General features: G+C 28.1%; 26 protein-coding genes and 1 other RNA gene. 20 read left to right on the forward strand and 7 right to left on the reverse strand.

The features are described 5' to 3' along the window. A partial coding sequence (locus tag I2H23_RS00005) for a hypothetical protein (RefSeq protein WP_207741675.1) occupies positions 1–459 on the forward strand: 459 nt, incomplete at its 5' end. Positions 460–514: 55 nt separating this feature from the next. Beyond that, on the forward strand, positions 515–721 hold the full coding sequence (locus I2H23_RS00010; RefSeq protein ID WP_141664393.1) for a hypothetical protein: 207 nt from the start codon (positions 515–517) through the stop codon (positions 719–721). A 48-nt stretch (positions 722–769) separates the two neighbouring features. Here the strand turns inward: I2H23_RS00010 and yfcE are convergent, their stop codons facing one another. Together yfcE and I2H23_RS00020 are read right to left on the reverse strand one after the other, a co-directional pair. After that, positions 770–1,330 carry a phosphodiesterase gene (gene yfcE, locus I2H23_RS00015; protein ID WP_092927354.1) on the reverse strand — a complete coding sequence of 187 codons (561 nt, stop codon included), beginning with the start codon at positions 1,328–1,330 and terminating at the stop codon, positions 770–772. A 22-nt stretch (positions 1,331–1,352) separates the two neighbouring features. Further along, positions 1,353–2,153 carry an NAD(+)/NADH kinase gene (locus tag I2H23_RS00020; RefSeq protein ID WP_092927352.1) on the reverse strand — a complete coding sequence of 267 codons (801 nt, stop codon included), beginning with the start codon at positions 2,151–2,153 and terminating at the stop codon, positions 1,353–1,355. A gap of 278 nt (positions 2,154–2,431) precedes the next feature. Between I2H23_RS00020 and I2H23_RS00025 the strand changes: the two genes are divergently transcribed. The 3 genes from I2H23_RS00025 (at position 2,432) to I2H23_RS00035 (ending at position 4,839) form a co-directional block, all read left to right on the forward strand. Then, the gene (locus I2H23_RS00025; protein ID WP_092927350.1) at positions 2,432–3,334 is read left to right on the forward strand and encodes an RluA family pseudouridine synthase; all 903 of its coding nucleotides are present in this window, start codon (positions 2,432–2,434) and stop codon (positions 3,332–3,334) included. Positions 3,335–3,357: 23 nt separating this feature from the next. Beyond that, on the forward strand, positions 3,358–4,362 hold the full coding sequence (locus I2H23_RS00030; RefSeq protein WP_092927348.1) for a nucleoid-associated protein: 1,005 nt from the start codon (positions 3,358–3,360) through the stop codon (positions 4,360–4,362). A 252-nt stretch (positions 4,363–4,614) separates the two neighbouring features. After that, positions 4,615–4,839, forward strand: a complete 225-nt coding sequence (locus I2H23_RS00035; RefSeq protein ID WP_092927346.1) for a hypothetical protein — start codon at positions 4,615–4,617, stop codon at positions 4,837–4,839. Positions 4,840–4,883: 44 nt separating this feature from the next. Here the strand turns inward: I2H23_RS00035 and acpP are convergent, their stop codons facing one another. Continuing rightward, positions 4,884–5,111 (reverse strand): acyl carrier protein, encoded by a 228-nt coding sequence (acpP, locus tag I2H23_RS00040; RefSeq protein WP_092927344.1) that lies wholly within the window; start codon positions 5,109–5,111, stop codon positions 4,884–4,886. Positions 5,112–5,261: 150 nt separating this feature from the next. Here acpP and I2H23_RS00045 point away from each other — a divergent pair, with 150 nt between their 5' ends. The 12 genes from I2H23_RS00045 (at position 5,262) to I2H23_RS00100 (ending at position 15,307) form a co-directional block, all read left to right on the forward strand. After that, positions 5,262–5,663 carry a hypothetical protein gene (locus tag I2H23_RS00045; RefSeq protein ID WP_092927342.1) on the forward strand — a complete coding sequence of 134 codons (402 nt, stop codon included), beginning with the start codon at positions 5,262–5,264 and terminating at the stop codon, positions 5,661–5,663. A 51-nt stretch (positions 5,664–5,714) separates the two neighbouring features. After that, entirely contained in the window at positions 5,715–5,918 is a 204-nt protein-coding gene (locus I2H23_RS00050; protein WP_092927340.1) for a hypothetical protein, read from the forward strand. A 175-nt stretch (positions 5,919–6,093) separates the two neighbouring features. After that, positions 6,094–6,306: a hypothetical protein gene (locus I2H23_RS00055; protein WP_092927338.1), complete on the forward strand. Its 213-nt coding sequence runs from the start codon at positions 6,094–6,096 to the stop codon at positions 6,304–6,306. Between the two features lie 165 nt (positions 6,307–6,471). Further along, positions 6,472–6,693 (forward strand): hypothetical protein, encoded by a 222-nt coding sequence (locus I2H23_RS00060; RefSeq protein ID WP_330383780.1) that lies wholly within the window; start codon positions 6,472–6,474, stop codon positions 6,691–6,693. 154 nt (positions 6,694–6,847) lie between these two features. Next, on the forward strand, positions 6,848–7,033 hold the full coding sequence (locus I2H23_RS00065) for a hypothetical protein (protein ID WP_092927336.1): 186 nt from the start codon (positions 6,848–6,850) through the stop codon (positions 7,031–7,033). Positions 7,034–7,170: 137 nt separating this feature from the next. Further along, positions 7,171–7,365: a hypothetical protein gene (locus I2H23_RS00070; protein ID WP_092927334.1), complete on the forward strand. Its 195-nt coding sequence runs from the start codon at positions 7,171–7,173 to the stop codon at positions 7,363–7,365. 245 nt (positions 7,366–7,610) lie between these two features. Then, positions 7,611–8,621: a LacI family DNA-binding transcriptional regulator gene (locus I2H23_RS00075; protein ID WP_166504885.1), complete on the forward strand. Its 1,011-nt coding sequence runs from the start codon at positions 7,611–7,613 to the stop codon at positions 8,619–8,621. A 154-nt stretch (positions 8,622–8,775) separates the two neighbouring features. Beyond that, the gene (gene hutH, locus I2H23_RS00080) at positions 8,776–10,317 is read left to right on the forward strand and encodes a histidine ammonia-lyase (protein ID WP_195580829.1); all 1,542 of its coding nucleotides are present in this window, start codon (positions 8,776–8,778) and stop codon (positions 10,315–10,317) included. A 48-nt stretch (positions 10,318–10,365) separates the two neighbouring features. Next, positions 10,366–12,405 carry a urocanate hydratase gene (locus I2H23_RS00085; protein WP_195580830.1) on the forward strand — a complete coding sequence of 680 codons (2,040 nt, stop codon included), beginning with the start codon at positions 10,366–10,368 and terminating at the stop codon, positions 12,403–12,405. A gap of 82 nt (positions 12,406–12,487) precedes the next feature. Further along, on the forward strand, positions 12,488–13,381 hold the full coding sequence (gene ftcD / locus I2H23_RS00090; protein WP_092927326.1) for a glutamate formimidoyltransferase: 894 nt from the start codon (positions 12,488–12,490) through the stop codon (positions 13,379–13,381). Between the two features lie 4 nt (positions 13,382–13,385). Continuing rightward, positions 13,386–14,651 carry an imidazolonepropionase gene (hutI, locus tag I2H23_RS00095; RefSeq protein WP_092927324.1) on the forward strand — a complete coding sequence of 422 codons (1,266 nt, stop codon included), beginning with the start codon at positions 13,386–13,388 and terminating at the stop codon, positions 14,649–14,651. 14 nt (positions 14,652–14,665) lie between these two features. Further along, positions 14,666–15,307, forward strand: a complete 642-nt coding sequence (locus I2H23_RS00100) for a cyclodeaminase/cyclohydrolase family protein (protein WP_195236801.1) — start codon at positions 14,666–14,668, stop codon at positions 15,305–15,307. Positions 15,308–15,343: 36 nt separating this feature from the next. Here the strand turns inward: I2H23_RS00100 and I2H23_RS00105 are convergent, their stop codons facing one another. After that, positions 15,344–15,784 (reverse strand): hypothetical protein, encoded by a 441-nt coding sequence (locus tag I2H23_RS00105; RefSeq protein WP_092927320.1) that lies wholly within the window; start codon positions 15,782–15,784, stop codon positions 15,344–15,346. Between the two features lie 232 nt (positions 15,785–16,016). On the opposite strand from I2H23_RS00105, the gene I2H23_RS00110 reads away from it, so the two are divergent. Both I2H23_RS00110 and ssrS read left to right on the forward strand, forming a co-directional pair. Beyond that, positions 16,017–16,799 (forward strand): hypothetical protein, encoded by a 783-nt coding sequence (locus I2H23_RS00110; protein WP_195581162.1) that lies wholly within the window; start codon positions 16,017–16,019, stop codon positions 16,797–16,799. A gap of 83 nt (positions 16,800–16,882) precedes the next feature. Beyond that, positions 16,883–17,067: non-coding RNA, 6S RNA (gene ssrS / locus I2H23_RS00115), on the forward strand. A 37-nt stretch (positions 17,068–17,104) separates the two neighbouring features. Here ssrS and I2H23_RS00120 read toward each other — a convergent pair. Further along, positions 17,105–18,115, reverse strand: coding sequence for a hypothetical protein (locus tag I2H23_RS00120; protein WP_195580831.1), 1,011 nt, complete (start codon positions 18,113–18,115; stop codon positions 17,105–17,107). A 177-nt stretch (positions 18,116–18,292) separates the two neighbouring features. On the opposite strand from I2H23_RS00120, the gene I2H23_RS00125 reads away from it, so the two are divergent. Continuing rightward, positions 18,293–19,414, forward strand: coding sequence for a hypothetical protein (locus I2H23_RS00125; RefSeq protein WP_195236803.1), 1,122 nt, complete (start codon positions 18,293–18,295; stop codon positions 19,412–19,414). Between the two features lie 42 nt (positions 19,415–19,456). Here I2H23_RS00125 and I2H23_RS00130 read toward each other — a convergent pair whose 3' ends face one another. Then, positions 19,457–20,092: a hypothetical protein gene (locus tag I2H23_RS00130; RefSeq protein WP_195580832.1), complete on the reverse strand. Its 636-nt coding sequence runs from the start codon at positions 20,090–20,092 to the stop codon at positions 19,457–19,459. A gap of 9 nt (positions 20,093–20,101) precedes the next feature. Further along, positions 20,102–21,439, reverse strand: coding sequence for a polysaccharide biosynthesis protein (locus I2H23_RS00135; protein WP_092927312.1), 1,338 nt, complete (start codon positions 21,437–21,439; stop codon positions 20,102–20,104). Positions 21,440–21,461 lie beyond the last annotated feature (22 nt).

Raw genomic sequence — 21,461 nt, forward strand, 5'->3', positions numbered from 1 at the left:
TCAGACTCAGATGCAACAGCAGATGCGGACTCAACAGCAGATGCAGACGCAACATCTGATTCAACATCAGACTCAGACTCAACAGCAGACGCAGATGCAACATCTGATTCAACATCAGACTCAGATTCAACATCTGATGCAAGTTCAGACGCAGATGCAACAGCGGATGCAGACTCAACAGCAGACGCAGATGCAACATCTGATTCAACATCAGACTCAGATTCAACAGCAGATGCAAGTGCAGATGTAGATTCAACATCAGAATCTAGTGCAAACAATCAATCAAATGCAAACAACAATATAGGACCAATAACTGTTCATACACCTATAAATATATATGTTACTTGTGGATGTTGTGGAAAAAAACATAAATTTGAACATGACGAAATAAATTGCAATAATAACAATTGCGATGATGATAATTGTGATAATGATAATAACAATAACAATTGTTGTTAGGACTAGCAAGAAAATAGGAAAATATAATTATTAAAAAATAAGGAGTATATGGGATATGAATTTTAGAAAAAAAATGCAGAGTAGTAAAAGCTCGCATGATAGCAAACACGATAGTAAACATGATAGCAAACATGATAGCAAACACGATAGCCAGCATGACAACAAACACGATAGCAAACATGATAGTAAGAGTGAACCAATAAAAAATAGTAAAAAAGTGAGCGATTCTAAAACGGTTAAAAAAAGTGGAAACGATGAATAAAAAGTAGATATATATAAATAGAGGAGAGGCTAAAATAACCTCTCCCTTTTAATTTATATGTATTACGTCACCGCTATTTATATCTAGTAAGTTAAATTCCATATCAACTTCATCATCACTTTGATTTATATCTATAATAGCGACTGAATGAGTGCCATCTTTAGGAATTGATGTACTTCCAGGATTTAATACTATTAAATTTTCATCTATATAAAGTTCTTTAACATGAGTATGACCAAGAATAAGTATATCTCCACCCATATTTTTAGCATCTTGTATAGTATCTTCTTTAGACTTAGTATATCCATGAGTCATTATTATTCTAGTTTCACCAAATTGATTCATAACATACGGACTTTGGATAGGATGATTTATAACCATTTGATCAACGTCAGCGTCACAATTTCCCCTAGCGATAATTATATTATTAAGTTCATTAATTTTGGCTATTACTCCTTTTGGATTATAACCTTCTGGAATATCATTTCTAGGTCCATGGTACAGAACATCACCACCATGTAAAATCACATCACACTCAGATAATGCATCTAGTGCCTTTTCAAAATAAAGTAAACTTCCATGAGTATCGCTCATTACACCTATTTTCATTTCATTTCCTCCTAAGTTAAGATTACAAGAATTTTTCAGAAACCCTACTCCAAAATTCATAGTTTGACATTCTGAGTAATTTTATTTTAACATCAGACATAAAAGTTTTAATGCTAGAAATACGATTAAATTTATGCTCGACTCCATCTATTACTATTATAATTGAGTTTTCAAATCTATATTCAGGAGTAATATTTATTACAGAATCATTAGAACATATAATACTAGAAGTAAAACTTCTATAAGCATTTGTATTTATAGGATAAAGTGGAGTAAGCTGCATTAAGCTTATACTTGGATCAACAATACTACCTCCTGCTGCATAATTGTAGGCTGTTGAACCTGTAGGAGTTGATATAATCATTCCATCTCCACTAAATTTTTGTATATGTCTATCATTTATATTTACGTCAATGTGTATAATCCTAGATTTATCTCCTTTTACAACGACTTCATTTATAGCAAATATATCATTACAATGTTTATCAGTACAGATACTAGCACCAAGAAGAGGTATATCTTGTATCAAATAATCTTCATTTATGTATGATGTTATAAATCTATCAATATCATCTGGAGAAATATCTGGGAAAAAGCCAAGGTGCCCTGTGTTTATCCCGACTACTGGAACATCAGGAAAATTAAAATCGTGAACAGTCTTTAAAAAAGATCCATCTCCACCAATTGATATAACAAGTTCTGTATCTGGATGGAAATAATCGATTACCTCAAATCCAGCAGAGATCAGTTTGTTAGTTAATAAGTTTTTCGTTGCAATAGATTTTTTAAGTTCATTTGATTTTACAGTTATAATTTTTCTCATTTTTCCACCCCTCTATACTTTGTATTATAGCATAACTTAATAGGTTAAATTATAGTTAATTAAAAGTAGACAAATAAACTCTTTATACTCAAATAGTTGATTATAGAGGTACATATATAAGATAATACATAAAGAAAGAATTTATGTATACTAAAAATAAGTAAAATTTAAAGTTTATAAACAAATATAAGTAAGATATTAATAATAAAAGGTCTTATCTATTAATCTAAAATAGTATAAAATATATAATGTTATAAGAAAAGAAGGTAGGTGCAGATTTGTTTAAAAAGGAAGAACAAAGGTATAATATCATATCTTATACGAGTGAAGAAAATTCAACGTTAAAAGAGATACTATTAGATAAATTAAATTTCTCTGTAAGATCATTATCAAAGATGAAAAGAGAACAAAGTATGTTAGTAAACGGTGAATTTAAAAAGCCTAGTACTAAAGTTAAAAAAGGTGATTTAATAGAAGTAAAAATAGAAGAAGATATGGCGAATTTTACACCACAAGATTTAAATTTAGACATATTGTATGATGACTTTGATATAATAATGGTTAACAAACCACCGTTTATGGTGGTACATCCGACTAAAAGCCATAGTGAAAGCACAATAGCAAATGGGATAACTGACTATATAATCAAGAAAAATGAAAAAGTTAAAGTAAGGTTTGTAAATAGATTAGATATGAATACATCTGGTTTAGTTATAGTTGCTAAAAATGCTTATGCACATCATACTTTATCATTAGATATGAGCAAAGATAAAGTTGAAAAAACTTATATAACTGTTGTAAAAGGAATAGTAAAAGAAGATTTTGGAACTATAAATCAACCAATATATAGACCCACGGAAGATAGTATAAAAAGAGTTGTGGATGAAAGAGGGCAGGAATCTGTAACTCATTATAAAGTATTAGAAAGATTAAATGATGCTACAGTACTAGAAGTAAAGCTTGAAACAGGGAGAACACATCAAATAAGAGTCCATATGAACTATATAGGTCATGGTATAATAGGTGATGAGCTTTATGGATATGTAGATGAAAATCTCATAAATAGACAAGCATTACATGCATATAGCTTAAAATTTAATCAGCCTAGAACGAAAGAAGAGTTAGAGTTTAAGGCTAATTTACCAAAAGATATAGAAGACTTAATAAATAAGCTAAAATAACAAATATAATTAGAGGTGAGATTATGATAATTCATAAGTTTATAATACATGTATTAGATAAAAATAGTGATGTTCCAATACTAAATGACTATGAGGGAAAAATAAATCCTGAGGTAGATAAGTTTTTCCAAAAAATAATAAAAAGAGTAACTAAAGATGATGATTTAAGAAAAGGAATATTTAAGGATTATAACAATAATATAATAAAAAATTGCTGTGAGCAGATAATATATGATGAAATCACTTTCTTAGAAAATTCTAAGGAAATAGCAGCATATTTATTTGATATAATGAAAATCAATTCAGAAATAGATTCATGTGATTTAGCAATATGTTTATATACAGTTAAGGATGAAAAATATGTAGCTATACTTAAGCTAGATTATAAAAAACTTTACACTCACTCTATAGAATTTATAGATGATAAGTTTAATATACAAATGGTTGCAAATGAAATAGGTATACCAGAAACAGGAAGACAAAAGCAATGTGCAATTATAGGAGTAAGTGGAATAAATGATGAGTTTCATTTAAGATTGTTAGATAAAGATGCAGAGAAGGAAGAAAGTGAATCAAAGTTCATTAAGGAATTCTTAAATGCAGAAAGAATTGATGATGACAAATATAAGACGAAGGTATTTAAAAAGTCAGCGGAAAATTGGATAACAAATGCATTAACAGAAAATATAAAACAAGCAGAAGATATGAGAAGTGTACTTAATTATACATTAAAAGAAAAGCATGAAATAGATGTGAATGATTTTATAGAAAATAATATAAAAGATGAAAATCTAAAAGAAAGCTTCAAAGAACATATGGAAGATAAGGGATTAGATGAAGGTTTCAATATAGATAAAACATGGGTTGAAAAAAAGCTTAAGAAAAGAAGTATAAAAACGGATAATGGATTTGATTTAAAAGGAAATTTAGAAGATTTTGAAGACCCAATGAAATACAGTGTAAAGCAAAACCCAGATGGAAGTATAGATATAACATTAAAAAATATTAGATTTTACGAAGAGAAGTAGCAAAAAGCACCAAAGACTTATAAAGCTTTGGTGTTTTTTGTATACAAATATTCTGTATTAAACTTTCTGTATTAAACTTAAAATATATGTTTAATTTTTAGAGTAAAGTAATTTCAAGAAATCTGCGCATGTTAAAAATAATATTTTAATTATTAGGAGTAAATTTAATTTTTTAGTGTACATGCAATATATATTATTGAAAGCCATATAAATATAATAGGACTAAAATTGTTACATATTAAGGGGGTAAATATGGAACAACTAAAAGATATGTTAAGAGGGTTTGATTTTGTAGATGATAATCCAATGATATTTTTTTTGATAATAGGATTGGTTGTACTTCTTTTAATTAATTCAAATGGAAACTTAGATTGTTTTTTCGACCAAAATAATTCATTAGTTTGGATTATACTTTTAGTATTTTTAGTATTTATGCTTGGGAGAAATGATGGTTGCCATGATGATTTTTGCTGTTAATAAGTTAAAACCGAGCTTCATATGCTCGGCTTTATTTCTTTAGATTATTGGTTATCTTCTATATATTTACAGATATCACCTATAGTTTTGAAGTTTTCAGCTTCCTCATCTGGAATTTCTATTCCAAATTCATCTTCAAGAGCCATTATAACTTCAACAGCATCTAAAGAGTCAGCTTCTAAATCTTCTATTAAAGAAGTATCTTTAGTCATTACATTTGTGTTATCTATTCCTAATTGTTCAGCTATTATTGATTTTATTTTTTCAAACATGGTTTAACCCTCCTAGAAACGGTTTATAAATTTACTTGTAGTTTAATATAATATTAAAAATTTTTCAATAGAGTTTTTAAGAAAATGTAATAAACTTTTTTAATGAGAATATAAATTAATATATAAATTTTATACATAGGAGGAATTGTTATGAAGTATATAAGTTTACTAATATCTTCAATTGGAGTATTTTTAGTAATATTAGGAAATTTTTATTATAATTCAGTAACATTAGATATGCAAAAGATTAAAGATTATGTGGCAGAAACAAATATTATACTAGAAGATATAATAGATAAGGAATATTATGTATTAGAAAATAAACAAGACTATATAAAAAGACTTAATAGTCTTAAAGAAGGATTAAATAATACTGATACAACATTTTTAATAGATAATTATAAAAACTATAAGGTAAAGTCCATAGATAGTTTAGTAAAAAGCTTAAAAGAGACAGAAGGTAAAAAGATATATTTAGGAGAAGTAGAAAAGTACAATAAATTATGTGATAGAGAGATTGATAGGTTAATAATCAATAAAAACTTAGTATAGTAATCTTATATACATTTAATAAAGACATCATGAATTAAAAGGGGGGGTTTAATGGCAAAATTAGAAGATACCCTAACTCGTTTGTTTGGAGGGAATAATAATATTTTAAACAATAGAATGCTAATAGTTATAGTATTAGTATTTATTGTTATATTTACAGATTTATTAGATGACTTTCTAGAAAACGATAATGCTTGGATGTGGATTATATTAGTACTACTTTTATTATTTAATTTTGATGAAAGTCTTTGTTAATAAGCTTTTTTAAAGAAATCATTTGATTTCTTTTTTTGTGTAAAAAAATTTAGTAATAGACAAATATATTATGATTTAATTTAATAAAAGGGTAACAATTTTACACATTATTACATAATATTTATTAAATAGTTAGTAATATACTATTATTCATAAAATTAAAGGTGGGATATTAATGTCAACAGATCAAGGATTATCAAGATTCTTTGGAGGAGGATTATTTGGCAACACTGGTCTAATAGTATTGATAGTAATAGGTGTAATACTTTTACTAGGAGATGATCTTCTTGAATGGATATTATGTGATGATATGGGTATTATTTGGATAGTTCTTATAATACTTTTATTGACTAATTTTGATTTTGATTGTGGATGTGGATGTTGTTAATAAAGAACTCTATTTAGAGTTCTTTATTAACAAAAAATTTTATAAATTATAAAAAAATAATAACACTTTTTGAAAAATTACATACTATGTATTAAGTGGGCAAAAGCCCTAACGAGACATAAATATACTTCACTAAAGAATTATTCTTATGTAGGGGGGATTTTTGTGAGTAGCAAATTAAGTAGAGTTTTTGATTGTATGGGAGGAGGAGGATGGTGGATAATAATACTATTCTTCTTGTTCTTAGTTTTCCAAGAATGTTGGAGCGATATATGCATAACTGACTGGATTCCATTCCTAATATTATTATTAATAGTGTGTTCATGTGTAGGAGTTAATGATGGAGATTTTGGATGCTGTGAGGCTAACTTCGACTGTGGATGCTAAATAAGAAAACAAAAGAGTGCTTTGCATTCTTTTGTTTTTTTATTTTAAATTATAAAAATAAAAATTATACAAACTAATATCACAAATTTAATTTCTTGCATATTATATGTTAAGAGTGAAAACTCAAATTATAATAACAACAGGAGGTAGCAAAATGTTAGATAGATTATTTGGTGGTTGTGATGGTTTCTTTGGAGGTGCTTGGTGGATAATAATATTATTCTTCTTATTCTTAGTATTTGGAGAACAATGGTGTGAAATAGAAATAGTTGAATGGATACCATTCTTAATATTACTATTAATAGTTTGTAGTTGTGGAGAAATTGGAGGAGATTGTTAGTAAAATTAAAAAATAAAAAACATTATGAGTAACAAAAATTTAAAAGATTCATATTATATACTATACAAAATTTTAGATTATGTATAGACATCTAAAAGTTAATTCATTAAAAAATTTATCAAAGGGAGGAATTTGTTATGCTAGATAGATTTTTTGGAGATTGTGGATTTTTCGCAGGTGGAGCTTGGTGGATAATAGTATTATTCTTCTTATTCTTAGCTTTCCAAGAATGTTGGAGTGAGATTTGTATAACTGATTGGATACCATTCTTAATATTATTATTAATAACATGTTCTTGTGGAGGTCTTTTCGAAGACGGAGATTGCTGTTAATATTTACTAAAAAAGCAACGGTGTTAAATACCGTTGCTTTTTTTTTAATTTAGAGATAAAATATTTACTTATGAAGGTAAATTAATACGCTGTTTTTGGGTATAAAAATTATATTACATAATAAAACTAATAAATAATCGTCTTAAAATATTTATAAAATTTATAATATATGGTAAAATTAAAATTTAAGAAAGTAGACGGATTAAACTTTAAAATACATAAAATATGTATAAGGAGGAACTAAAATGAAAAGCAACATAACTATAAAAGATGTGGCAAAAAGAGCTGGAGTTTCTATATCTACGGTATCGAGAGTTATAAATGATTCAAAACCAGTTACTGATGAAGTAAAGCAAAAAGTTTTAGATGTTATAAAGGAAACAGGTTATATACCAAACCCTCTAGCTCGAAGTTTAGTTACTAAAAAAAGTCAGCTAATAGGAGTTATAGTACCAGAAGTATCGGATTCTTTTGTAAATGAAATATTAAATGGTATAGAGGAAGTAGCTAAAATGTATGATTATGAGATATTATTAGCTAATACTTACTCAAATAAAGAACAAGAATTAAAAAGTATAAATTTACTAAGAGCAAAACAAGTTGAAGGTATCGTTATGATATCTTGGAAAGTAGAAGAAGATCATATAAACTATATACAAAACTGTGGAATACCAGCAACTTATATAAGTAAAACAGCAAGAAATTATGATATATATACAGTAAGTACAAGTAATAAAGAAGCTACTTATGATATGACTAAATATCTTTTAGATAAAGGGCATGAAAAAATAGCATTTGTGATGACTAGTAAAGATGATACAGTACTTGAAATGGAAAGATTATCGGGATATGAAGAAGCCTTAAATGAAAGAAATATACAATTAGATAAGAGCTTAGTTAAATATGGTGGAACTACTTATGAAGCTGGATATGAAAGTATGAAAGAACTACTTGATGAAGGAATAATACCTCATGCAGCATTTGTAACGGGAGATGAAGCTGCAATAGGAGCCATAAATGCAATATGCGATGCTGGATATAAAGTACCGGAAGATATATCAGTTGCAGGATTTAATGATGTAAAAATAGCTAATATGTATAGACCAAAATTAACTACAGTACATCAACCATTATATGATATGGGAGCTGTAGCTATAAGAATGGTAATCAAAATGATAAATAAAGAACAGTTAGACGAAAAGAAAATAGAATTACCATACAGAATAGTTGAAAGAGAAAGTGTAATAGAAAGATAATAAAAAAGTGTCTTAAAATAATACTAGCATTATTTTAAGACACTTTTTTATTATAGCTATATCATATAATTTTAATTATTATTAAGGAGGATTGCATAAAAAAGTATAGAAGTCTTTTAAATAGAATATATTTTTACATTGGGGAGGTTACGCTGTGGGGATAATTACACTAAATGGAAATGATTTAACCATAGAAGATGTTGTAAAAGTAGCAAGGAATGATTATAAGGTAAAGCTTAGTAAGGAAGCTATAGATAATATTCAAAAATCTAGAGCTTTAGTAGATAAATTCGTGAAAGAAGATAAAGTATCTTATGGAATAACTACAGGCTTTGGAAGATTTTCAGATATAGTTATATCTAAAGATGACGCAAAAGAATTACAAAGAAATTTAATTATAAGTCATTCTTGTGGAGTGGGAAATCCACTAGACGAAGAAATAGTAAGAGCTATTATGCTACTTAGAATAAATGCTTTGTCAAAGGGATATTCAGGGATAAGATTACAAACATTAGAAGTATTAATAAGTATGGTAAATGAAGGAGTACATCCTATAATACCAGAGAAAGGTTCACTTGGTGCATCTGGAGATTTAGCGCCACTATCTCATATGGTTTTAACTATGATAGGAGAAGGTGAAGCTATATATAAAGGTGAAAGATTACCTTCAAAAGAAGCAATGAAAAAAGCAAACATAGATATATTAGAAGACTTATCTTATAAAGAAGGTTTAGCTCTTATAAATGGAACACAAGTTATGACGGCAATAGGTCTATTAACACTATATGACTCCATAAATCTATTAAAGCATGCAGATATAGCATTAGCTTTAACTATGGAAGGTTTAAATGGAATATCTTGTGCAATGGACGAGAAGGTTCATAGAGTAAGACCACATAAAGGTCAAATAAATACAGCTAAAAATATATTAAATATAGTTAAAGATAGTGAAATGACAACAAAACAAGGAGAAATAAGAGTACAAGATGCATATTCATTAAGATGTTCTCCTCAAATACATGGTGCTAGCAAAGATGCTATAGAATATGTTAAAAATAAAGTAAATATAGAGATCAACTCAGTAACAGACAACCCAATAATATTTCCAAATCAAGAAGAAGTTATATCAGGTGGAAACTTCCACGGACAACCAATGGCATTAGCTTTTGATTTTTTATCAATAGCATTAGCAGAGATAGCTAATATATCAGAAAGAAGATTAGAAAAATTAGTAAACCCAGCAATAAATCATAATTTGCCAGCATTTTTAGTAAATAAAGGTGGATTAAACTCAGGATTTATGATTGTGCAGTATAGTGCAGCATCTCTAGTATCTGAAAACAAAGTTTTAGCACATCCAGCAAGTGTAGATTCAATACCATCATCAGCAAATCAAGAAGATCATGTTTCTATGGGAACTATAGCAGCTAGAAAAGCAAGAGAAATAATGAAAAATACTAGAAAAGTATTATCAATGGAAATATTAGGAGCAGTCCAAGCCATAGATTTAAGAGAAAATAATAATTTAGGAGTAGGAAGTAAGGCTGCCTATAAAGTTGTGAGAGATAATATACCATTTGTTGATAAAGATAGGATAATGTATAAAGATATTGATAAATGCGAAGATATAATAATTTCAAATTTAATAATTGATAAAGTAGAAGAAGCTATAGAAGAAGATATTTTAGTAAATTAAGAAATTCCAGAAGTAAGTTTTATATAAAGCACTATAAGGAGGATGCTAATGGAGAAAACATTAAATATTTTAAATCAAGAAATATTTGAAGGAATGTCTATAAAAATTAATGAAATACCTAAAGATAATTGTGAATTTATTAAAGGAATAAGAAGAGCGCCAAAAAGAGAGGCAAAACTATCTAAAGAGGATATAAAGTTAGCGCTTAAAAATGCATTAAGATATATACCTGAAAATTATCATGAAGAATTAGCACCAGAGTTTTTAAAAGAACTAATGACAATGGGAAGAATATATGGATATAGATTTAGACCAAAAGGAAATATAAAAGGAAAATCTATAGAAGAGTATGAAGGAAAATGTATAGAAGGTAAAGCCTTTCAGGTTATGATAGATAATAACCTAGATTTTGATATAGCTCTTTATCCATATGAGCTTGTAACTTATGGAGAAACAGGGCAAGTGTTTCAAAATTGGATGCAATATGTACTGGTTAAAGAGTATCTAAAAGTTTTAACTGAAGATCAAACATTAGTTATACAATCTGGCCATCCATTAGGTCTTTTTAAGTCAAAACCAGATGCCCCAAGAGTAATACTTACAAATGGCCTTATGATAGGAATGTTTGATAACCAAGAAGAATGGAAAAGAGCAGCTGCTATAGGTGTTTCAAATTATGGACAGATGACAGCTGGAGGATGGATGTATATAGGTCCGCAAGGAATCGTTCATGGAACTTATTCAACACTTTTAAATGCAGGAAGATTAGTACTAGGTTTAGGGAAGGAAGAAGATTTAAAAGGCAAACTATTTGTAACTTCGGGCCTTGGAGGAATGAGTGGTGCTCAAGGTAAGGCTATAGAAATTGCTGGTGGAGTAGGTATAATAGCTGAAGTTGATTATTCAAGAATAGAAACAAGATATAATCAAGGTTGGGTTAGTAAAATTGCTAATACCTGTGAAGAAGCATTTAATTTAGCGAAGGAGTATATGGACAAAAGAAAAGAATGTGCCATTGCATATCATGGAAATATAGTAGATTTATTAGAATATGCTGTTAATAATAACATATTTATAGACTTACTTTCTGACCAAACATCTTGTCATGCTGTTTATGATGGAGGATACTGCCCACAAGGTATTACATTTGAAGAAAGAACAGAGCTTTTAGATAAGAATAAAACTAGATTTATAGAACTTGTAAATAAAACTCTAGTAAATCATTTTAATTTGATAAAAGAACTTAATAAAAGAGGAACATATTTCTTTGATTATGGTAACAGTTTTATGAAAGCTATATATGATGCAGGGTGTAAGGAAATATCAAAAAATAAAGTAGATGAAAAAGATGGATTTATATTCCCATCATATGTTGAAGATATACTAGGGCCTCAATTGTTTGACTATGGATATGGTCCATTTAGATGGGTATGCCTATCAGGAAAAGAAGAAGACTTAGAAAAAACAGATAAAGCAGCGATGGAGATAATAGATCCAGACAGAAGATATCAAGATAGAGATAACTGGATATGGATAAGAGATGCAAAGAAAAATGCTTTGGTTGTAGGTACTCAAGCTAGAATATTATATCAAGATGCTATGGGAAGAACTAACATTGCACTTAAATTTAATGACATGGTAAGAAAAGGTGAAATAGGACCAGTAATGTTAGGTAGAGATCACCATGATGTGTCAGGTACAGATTCTCCATTTAGAGAGACATCAAATATAAAAGATGGAAGTAATATAATGGCTGATATGGCAACTCATTGTTTTGCAGGTAATTGTGCAAGAGGAATGAGTTTGGTAGCTCTTCACAATGGAGGAGGAGTTGGTATAGGTAAATCTATAAATGGCGGGTTTGGAATGGTATTAGATGGATCTTTAAGAGTTGACGATATATTAAGAAGTTCTATGCCTTGGGATGTTATGAGTGGTGTTGCAAGAAGAGCATGGGCTAGAAATGAAAATTCTATAAGTACAGTTATTGAATATAATAAAATGTGTAAAGGCAAAGATCATATAACATTACCATATTTGGTAGAAGAAGAAGTTATAGATGAGATTATAGAGAATTTAAATTTTTAGCAAATTATTATAGAAAATATTAACCACATAATAAATTTTAAATTCTATATAAAACATATAAAGTTATAGGGGGGGGAAGTATATGGCCGTAGTTCAATGCGTACCAAATTTTAGTGAAGGAAGAGATTTAGAAAAAATAGAGAAAATAGTAGAACCACTAAGAAAAAAAGAAGGTGTAAAGCTATTAAACTATGAAGCTGATAAAAATTACAATAGACTGGTTGTAACAGTTATAGGAGAACCACAACAAGTTAAAAAGGCAGTGTTTGAGTCTATAGAAGTTGCTAAAAATATAATAGATATGAATAATCATAAGGGGCAACATTCAAGATTTGGTGCAACTGATGTTTGTCCATTTATACCTATAAAAGATATGACTATGGAGGATGCTGTCAATTTAGCTAAAGAACTTGGAAGAGAAGTTTCAGATAAATTAAGTATACCAGTATTTTTATATGAAGATGCAGCGACAAAACCTGATAGACAAAATCTTGCTAACGTAAGAAAAGGAGAATTTGAAGGTTTAGATGAAAAGCTAAAAGATAGCAATTGGATACCTGATTTTGGAGAAGCTAAAAAGCATGAAAGCGCAGGTGCAATAGCTATAGGTGCTAGGAGACCTCTTATTGCATATAATATAAACCTTGATACTGATAACATAGAAATTGCAAATAAAATAGCTAAAACTATTAGACACTCAAGCGGAGGTTATAGGTATATAAAAGCGGGACCTGTTGAAATACCAGAAAGAAAAATTACTCAAGTAACGATGAATCTAACTGATTACACAAAAACTAGTATGTATAGGGCTTTTGAAGCTGTAAAAATGGAAGCTAGAAGGTTTGGAGTAAATGTTACTGGAAGTGAAGTAGTAGGACTTTGCCCTATGGAGGCACTTATAGATGTTGCTTCTTATTATTTAGGATTAGAAAACTTTGATTTAGAAAAAGTATTAGAAACTAGCTTGATGGAGTAATAGTATGATAGCAGATTTGATTATAAAAAACATTGGTAAATTAGCTACTTGTAAAAGTGATGAAACTAAAAGTAAAAAAGATATGAGCAATATAGAAATGATAGAAGATGCATATATATCAATAAAAGATGGTAAATTCATTTCAATAGGAAGTAAAGATGATTATCATAGCATGATAGATGAAAAAACAGAGGTAGTAGATGCAAATGGTTTATTAGTAACACCAGGGCTTATAGATTCACATACTCATTTAGTGCATGGCGGATCAAGAGAAAATGAATTTTATAAGAAACTTTTGGGTGTTTCTTATATAGATATATTAAAACAAGGTGGAGGAATTTTAAGCACGGTTAATGCTACTAAAATATCTACTAAAGAAGAATTATACGATAAAGCTAAAAAAAGCTTAGATAGAATGTTAGAGTTTGGAGTAACAACAGTAGAAGCTAAGAGTGGTTATGGATTAGAATTAGATACAGAAATAAAACAACTTGAAGTTGCAAAAGAGTTAGATAATGATCATCCTATAGATTTAGTACATACATATTTAGGAGCACATGCTATACCGTTAGAATATAGAGAAAATCATGATGAGTTTATATTTAAAATATTAGAAGACATGAAGAAGATAAAGGAATTAGATTTAGCTGAATTTTGCGATGTATTTTGTGAAGATAGTGTATTTTCAATAGAAGAAAGTGAATTAATACTTAAAAAGGCAAAGGAATGTGGATATAAACTAAAAATTCATGCTGATGAGATTGTATCACTAGGAGGAGCAGAGCTTTCTGCAAAATTAGGCTGTATATCAGCCGACCATTTAATGGCAGCTAGTGAAGATGGTATTAAAATGATGGCAAAAGAAAATGTAGTAGCTAATATTCTTCCAGCAACATCATTTAATTTAAATAAATCATATGCAAATGCAAGAAAAATGATAGATTTAGGTGTTAGAGTAGCTATATCTAGTGATTATAATCCAGGGAGTTGTCCAAGTGAAAATCTTCAATTTGCAATGCAATTAGGATGTTTAGGATTGAAAATGACTCCAAATGAAGTTTTAAATGCAGTAACTATTAATGCATCGTATTGTATTGATAGGCAATATGAAATAGGATCAATAGAAGTCGGTAAAAGAGCAGATTTTGTTATATTTGATTCTCCTAATATAGAATACTTAATGTATCACTTTGGAATAAACCATGTAGATAGAGTTTATAAAGATGGAAAACTAGTAGTAAAAGATAAGCGTGTATGTTATAACAATTAAAGGATGGGGAAAGTATGAAATTAATAGATATGAGTTTAAATGAATTTTCTGATGAAGTAGATTCTAGCTCACCAGCTCCTGGTGGAGGTTCAGTAGCTGCTTTAGCTAGTAATATAGGGGTAGGACTTTGCAAAATGATGGCTCATTTAAGTTTTGGAAAGAAAAAATATGAAAATTTAGATGAAGCTACAAGAATAGAATTTGTAAATATATTTAATCAACTATCAGATATAAGGCAAGAACTAGTAAACTTAGTTGATAAAGATACAGAAGCATTTAATGAAGTTATGAAGGCTTTAAAAATGCCTAAAAATAGTGAGGAAGAAATAAAAAATAGAAATAGTGCAATTCAAGATGCAACTTTATTTTCAATAGAAGTTCCGTATAAGACAGCAGAATTATCACTAGAAGCATTAAAATTAGTAGATTATATAGCTACTTATGGAAATCAAAATGCCATAACAGATATAGGTGTAGGGACATTAATGATTTATACAGGGTTAGAAGGTGCTATACTTAATGTAAAGGTAAATTTATCTAGTATTAAGGATGATAATACAAAAAATCACTATACTAAATGTTGTGGTGAAATATTAGAGCTAGGAAATAAGATTAAAGATAAGGTAATAGAGGATATACATTCTAAAATAAGTTAAAAAAAGCTATCCTAATTTTAGGATAGCTTTTTTTATTTATGGTCTTTTAGTTTTTTTGACTTTTTTAACTACTTTTTTTGGATGTGCTGGGGAAGATGACTCACTAGGAGAAGATATTTTGTTTTTGCTAGGCTTAGACTTTTTACTAGATTTAGAATTTTTAGATTCACTAGTAGAAGCTCCAGATCCTTTTTTAGTTTTAGATTTCTTAGCATTAATTTTATTTTCAATTTCAGCATCAGATATTTTTTTCATTATAACATCTAGTTTATTTCGCTGTTCTTCATCTAGGAAAGTCTTAAATTTAGAGACAACTTCATCTCTTCCCTTTAGAGTTTGACCTATTTTGATTAGTTCATCCATTAACTCACCTTCAGACTTACCTTTATAGCTGTCAGCAATTTGTTCTATTTTATCTTTATCTATATTTTTTTCTTTAGCCATTTTCTCTAGAGCTTCTGCATTTATCTTTTTCATAAAAATGCCCCTTTCTATAATATATATTGAATTTTTCTCATACTATTTATATATAGAAAAAATTATAAAATGTGAAGAGATTCTATCTTAGATAAAAATTTCTATAGATAATATATATGCACACGAAATAAAAAAAAGTAACACTAATAACAAATAAAACATAAATATATATGAGGGAGAAGTATATTTTAAGGGGTGACGATTATTGAATAATCTACTTTTAATACTTGGAATGATTGCACTTAGTAACGGGAATATATCATTAGGAGATTTATCCTTATTTGATAATAAAAATAAAGCTAAATCAAAGGGGGTTAAGGAAAATATTGATATGACTCAAAAAAATGATAGAAATAGTAGAGATAAAACAAAAAAAGTAAGAGTTAATAAAAAAAGAAGAAAAAAGAGTAGTGATAATTCAAATAATAATTCTATTACATTTAGTATAAATGATATAAATAAAGGTTTAAAACTTATGGATTTAAGTGATGAAGATTTAGAGCGTGGCATGGAAATAATAACTAGAACTAAAAAGTATATGTCACAAGATGAAAGAAAGTTTTTAGTTAAGATTGAGAGTGTATTAGACTTAGTTAGGGGAATAAAGAAACTTAGTTCAATAGAGGATATCGAGGAAGAAGAAACAAACTTTTTTAGATGTATGGATGAGGAAGATAAGAAGAATATGATGATTAGGGAAATTTTAGAAGTTTTTCCTGAAAAAAGGAAAGAATCTATAGAAAAGGCTATCGATATGAAAAAGAAAATAGATTTATTTGCAGAATTATTTTTACCAGATGATATAGAAGAAAATGGATTTAGTATAAGTTCTCTAGCGAGTTTAAATAATTTGGGAAGCATGAATAATTTAAAATTATTGGGAAGCCTTTTAAGAGTCGATGATGATAAAGATGATAAAAAATATTATAGTTATGATAGTGAATATGATGCATATGATGATTTTAATGAAGATGATGACGACTTTTGTGAGTACATAGATGATTTAGATGAATAATATGGAAATATATCTTAATATTTCATTAATTACTATATAAAACTACTTTTAAAATTACTGATTTTGTTATATAATAAGTATATAAAATCCTGAAGCATACGATATTGCTTATTTAAATTCAACCGACAAATGTTATAAGGGAGACTAAGTCTAATGATGGATAACAAGCCTAGTTTTTAACTGGGAAGTTAAAAGTTATTGGCAGGTCACCCACCTGGGAGTATCTCGGGTATGAATTTACGTAAGCTAACGGTGTTTCGGGATTTTAAATTAAAAGAGTGTTGCAAAAGCAACACTCTTTTAATTTAAAATCCCAATATACCTATGTCATCAAAAGTAGTAAATACTGAAGTTGTATTGTAATCTAAGTCATATTTATAATTAGAGTAAAATAAAGATCTAGTAAACTCTTCCTCTAAACTAAACTCATCAATCTTATGATCACTCCAAGTCTTTCCTAAATCATTTGAAATAGATGTATGTAATCTATTATAGTTAACCCACATAATATATATATCAGATTTAAATTTCATAATACTTGGATACATGCAGGATGAAGAACCTGTTATATATTTAGATATATTAATATCTAGTTTATTATCCATTAAATAACCATTTATATATTTAACAGCATACCCATTATCAACATTTTCACAAAATACTATATGACAAAAGTTTAGCCTATCTTTTAATACAGATAAGTATATTTTATTTTTTCTTGTATTAGTTAATTGAGAAGGCTTAGACCAAGTTGAAGTACTTAAATTAAACTTTGACATAAAAACTTCTTCAAATCCGTTTACGAGGTTTAGGTAAAAAACTGTGGGTGAGTTTTGAATCCAAATCACTGTGAAATTATTTAAAATAGTATTATTTATAAAATCTATTTTATTTTCCGTCCAAACACCATTTAATTTATGATGGTGAATAAGTGCACAAATATTACCGCTATCATTGCTATAAACATAGTATAAAATATGAATTTCATTATCTAATTTTTTAATATAAGGAAATAATAAAGTAAACTTATTGCTATTATAAGTAAACACATCAAAATTAGTAAATGTAGTTTCAGAATTTTTTATATCAACTAATTTTAAGCTATCATCTATGTAAATACCATATATGTTATCATTATTATCTAGGTTAAAATAAAACTTGGTAAAATCTAAAGGTTTATCTGTAATATATGTTGATTTGATCAGATTACTATAGGTATCAAAATAATCATAAGTTAAAACATTAGATGTTCTAAATCTAAATATATCCTTGTTAGAACGTCTAATTATTGTATGGCAATCATTAACAAAACCCAAAAAATCATCTCCCTGTAAATTAATTCATATTAAATGTATATTGTCATAATAGAAAATTATTCTAGTTTTAGTAAATAGAAGTACAAGTAAGTAACAAATCATAAGTTAAATGCATAATATTTATTAAGCGTGAAAAGCTGAATATTAACAATAATTCATTTAAGGGGAGGACATTATATGCAAGATTTAAAAAGAAATAGAAAAAGAGTTCCTAATCAGCATATAGATCAAATGGAAAACGACTGTTTAGAAGAACATGTAAGTCAAGAAGTAGATGATGATTTAACTAGAGGATGTGGATGTAAAAAAGACTCAAACTGTGATAAACATTCAGATTGTAACCACAATATGAAGTGCGAGTGCGAGTGTGTATGTCATCCAGAACCACAGTGCTGTGAGCCTTGTGAACCAGATGCTGATACATGTATAAAAAATAAATGTGGACCTGAGTGTCTTGGTCCTATAAATCCACCAAGATTTAATGTATCAAACAGTGTACCAGTTGCAATTGAGGCCAATAGGATATTTGATACTATGGTATTTCAAACATTTACAGATGCAACAGCTCCAAATGGTGCTCCATTAGTATTTGATGTTGAATTAGTAGAAATAAATGGTCCAATACCTAGAGTAGGTCAAGTAAATGTAGAAATAGAAAAAATTTGTATAAACCATAATGGAATAATAATAAATACAGGAATGACAACTTTAGAAGATTTTGATATAGAACCGTTAGAACCAACAGTAGGAAAAAGATGTGAAACTACTTTTGAATATGCAGTATGTGGAGAAACACATAGAAGATGTTGTAATAGGGGAAAAGGACAATCAGTAGTATATAAACAAAAAGGATTAAGTGTACTTGTAGAAGATTTAGTACTAGAATTAAGAGGAAGATGCGGATGCACAGAATTTATAGCTTTTGCATTTCCTGCTGTAAAATGCCATGGAGGTCAATCTAAGAGATGCCGTGATGTTGAATTCTTATTTAATACATTATCAGCACCAATAGGTGTACCATCAGATGGAAGAGGATTTACATTAAGACAAGAATTCCAAACACATTTAACAGTAGATTGTATCGGAAAAGCTTTACTAAGCTGTATAGATCATGATGATTGTGAATGTCATTGTGAATTAAGCATACCAAATGATATAGATTTAATACTTTGCTTACAAAATAATGTCAGTACTTTAATTAATGAGCAACTAGTTGTTTTAACTTCACCAAATGGTGTGCAACCAAGAGTTGTAGATACATTCTCTAAAGTTTGCGACTTTGGAAGTTGTGGAGAATAGTATATAAATGAAAAAGAGCTATCTGTTTTAGATAGCTCTTTTTCATATTTTATATGTTATCCCATAACAATATTCAAAGATATCATCTTTTATAGTTGTTTTACTTTCATTTGAACATCTACTTGAATGAATGGTATTTTCAATATTAGATTTAGACCATTGTTTAGAACTACTATTAAAAAAAAGTTTAGATGTAGTTCTATCAGAAGATGAAGAAGGTTTATATTCTAGTACTATATTTGAAAAATCATCAATATCAAGTTTATAAAAGTATCCATTATCTTTTAGAACATTATCAATTATATATTTAGATAATCGATAATTAGGTACATCAAAGTTAAAGTGAGATAGCTTATGCAAATTATCTGAAAGAGGGTATTTTTCGATGATAAAAACATTTAAAGAATCATCGATAGAATACAATCTCATATCCTTAATATTTTTTGTAGTATTAAGGGCTTTCAAAATAGATTTTTTTTTCCAAGAGCCATTGTGTTTGAGAAAATGATTTAATCTACCCCTAGTGTCAAGTGCACAGATATGTATATTACTAGAATTATCTATAGTTGCGCAATAAGAATGTATATTGTTAGATAATCTTTCTGTTTGCCCATTTATATTTTTAATATATAAAACATTTTTATCTGTATATATATAAAATGGATTAATATTTTTCATAATAACCTCCTAAGATTTAATATTTTTAGAAAAGTTTTTTAAAGTTTTGATAACAACAAAAATATGTAATATACATGTGAAAAATGACATTAAAGTTGTTGTATAGATATATGCATAAATATTTAGATTAGGTAGAGGAGTAAGTAAATATACTCCAAATAGCTGAATACACATACTAAAAATAGTAATTAAACTTGAAATTACCTCTTTCCTTATAGAATGAAGTATGCCTGATAGTGTTTGATTTAAAGACATAAATAGAGGGATTAACCACATTGATTTTAAGTAAGTACCTGCAAGCTCATTATCATATACTAAAAGACATAAATTTTCACCAAATGTATAAAAAAATACTGAGGAAAATATTCCTACACCTAGAGTTAAAAGCATAGCAAAATTAATTTTTTCTTTTACCCTTTTGTATCTACCAAGTGACATTTCTTGGGATATACTAGGTATCAAGTTTACAATTAATGCAGAACCTAAGGTAAATGGTAAGTATATAAAAGGCATAACCATCCCATTTATAACACCATACATGCTTAATGCTTGACTATAGCTAATGCCTGATAAGACTAGCCTAGAAGGAACAATTATAGAGCTTAAAGAATGAAGTAATATATTTGACATACGATTGCAAGTTATAGGAATAGACATTTTAATAGTTTCTATAGAAGCATTGTAAAAATCCTTTATTTTTATAGTATAGGTATTATATAAATTTGAGTTTTTATATAAGCAAATTGATATATATAATATATTTATGGCTTCTCCAATAGAAATACCTAAAAGTGCAATATAACAATTAAAAGATTTATTATTTATAAATAAAATAGTTAAAGCTACGAAAAATATTCTACTTAATTGCTCTAGAACTTGCCCTATAGCAGGAACTACGACTTCCTTCAAACCATAGTAGTATCCTCTTAATATATTTGATACTGTTATAAGGACTATTGCTGGACAGATAGATAAAATTAATAAACTTAAATTAGCATCTTTTAATAGTTTTAATGACAAAAAACGGGCATTAAAAGCTATTATAAGAGAAATCACAAGTGATATAAAAAATGCTACATAAAGTGTAGATATAAACAATACATTGCTATTGTGTTTATCATTAAGAGCCTTTTTATTAGCAACTAAACAACTCAAAGTAGTAGGTATACCTGTAGTAGTTAAAGCTAAGCAAATCATTAAGAAATTAAATAATATATGGTATATTCCAAGACCAATTTCACCAATTGACCTTGATAAAAATATTTTATATAAAAAACCAATTACCCTAACTATTAAGTTGGAAATAAACAACACGGCTGTAGAAAAAATAAGATTGGGTATTCTCAATAAATCACCCCCTTATGTTTAA

It is taken from the genome of Romboutsia sp. BSD2780061687b_171204_C1 (assembly GCF_015560225.1).
Classification (GTDB): Bacteria; Bacillota; Clostridia; order Peptostreptococcales; family Peptostreptococcaceae; genus Romboutsia_C; species Romboutsia_C hominis.

Bases quoted from the DNA above. Each gene is read 5' to 3' on its own strand.
- I2H23_RS00010 (WP_141664393.1), top strand. From the start codon at position 515: ATGAATTTTAGAAAAAAAATGCAGAGTAGTAAAAGCTCGCATGATAGC.
- yfcE (WP_092927354.1), bottom strand. From the start codon at position 1,330: ATGAAAATAGGTGTAATGAGCGATACTCATGGAAGTTTACTTTATTTT.
- I2H23_RS00020 (WP_092927352.1), bottom strand. From the start codon at position 2,153: ATGAGAAAAATTATAACTGTAAAATCAAATGAACTTAAAAAATCTATT.
- I2H23_RS00030 (WP_092927348.1), top strand. From the start codon at position 3,358: ATGATAATTCATAAGTTTATAATACATGTATTAGATAAAAATAGTGAT.
- I2H23_RS00035 (WP_092927346.1), top strand. From the start codon at position 4,615: ATGGAACAACTAAAAGATATGTTAAGAGGGTTTGATTTTGTAGATGAT.
- acpP (WP_092927344.1), bottom strand. From the start codon at position 5,111: ATGTTTGAAAAAATAAAATCAATAATAGCTGAACAATTAGGAATAGAT.
- I2H23_RS00045 (WP_092927342.1), top strand. From the start codon at position 5,262: ATGAAGTATATAAGTTTACTAATATCTTCAATTGGAGTATTTTTAGTA.
- I2H23_RS00050 (WP_092927340.1), top strand. From the start codon at position 5,715: ATGGCAAAATTAGAAGATACCCTAACTCGTTTGTTTGGAGGGAATAAT.
- I2H23_RS00055 (WP_092927338.1), top strand. From the start codon at position 6,094: ATGTCAACAGATCAAGGATTATCAAGATTCTTTGGAGGAGGATTATTT.
- I2H23_RS00065 (WP_092927336.1), top strand. From the start codon at position 6,848: ATGTTAGATAGATTATTTGGTGGTTGTGATGGTTTCTTTGGAGGTGCT.
- I2H23_RS00070 (WP_092927334.1), top strand. From the start codon at position 7,171: ATGCTAGATAGATTTTTTGGAGATTGTGGATTTTTCGCAGGTGGAGCT.
- I2H23_RS00075 (WP_166504885.1), top strand. From the start codon at position 7,611: ATGAAAAGCAACATAACTATAAAAGATGTGGCAAAAAGAGCTGGAGTT.
- I2H23_RS00085 (WP_195580830.1), top strand. From the start codon at position 10,366: ATGGAGAAAACATTAAATATTTTAAATCAAGAAATATTTGAAGGAATG.
- ftcD (WP_092927326.1), top strand. From the start codon at position 12,488: ATGGCCGTAGTTCAATGCGTACCAAATTTTAGTGAAGGAAGAGATTTA.
- hutI (WP_092927324.1), top strand. From the start codon at position 13,386: ATGATAGCAGATTTGATTATAAAAAACATTGGTAAATTAGCTACTTGT.
- I2H23_RS00100 (WP_195236801.1), top strand. From the start codon at position 14,666: ATGAAATTAATAGATATGAGTTTAAATGAATTTTCTGATGAAGTAGAT.
- I2H23_RS00105 (WP_092927320.1), bottom strand. From the start codon at position 15,784: ATGAAAAAGATAAATGCAGAAGCTCTAGAGAAAATGGCTAAAGAAAAA.
- I2H23_RS00110 (WP_195581162.1), top strand. From the start codon at position 16,017: ATGATTGCACTTAGTAACGGGAATATATCATTAGGAGATTTATCCTTA.
- I2H23_RS00125 (WP_195236803.1), top strand. From the start codon at position 18,293: ATGCAAGATTTAAAAAGAAATAGAAAAAGAGTTCCTAATCAGCATATA.
- I2H23_RS00130 (WP_195580832.1), bottom strand. From the start codon at position 20,092: ATGAAAAATATTAATCCATTTTATATATATACAGATAAAAATGTTTTA.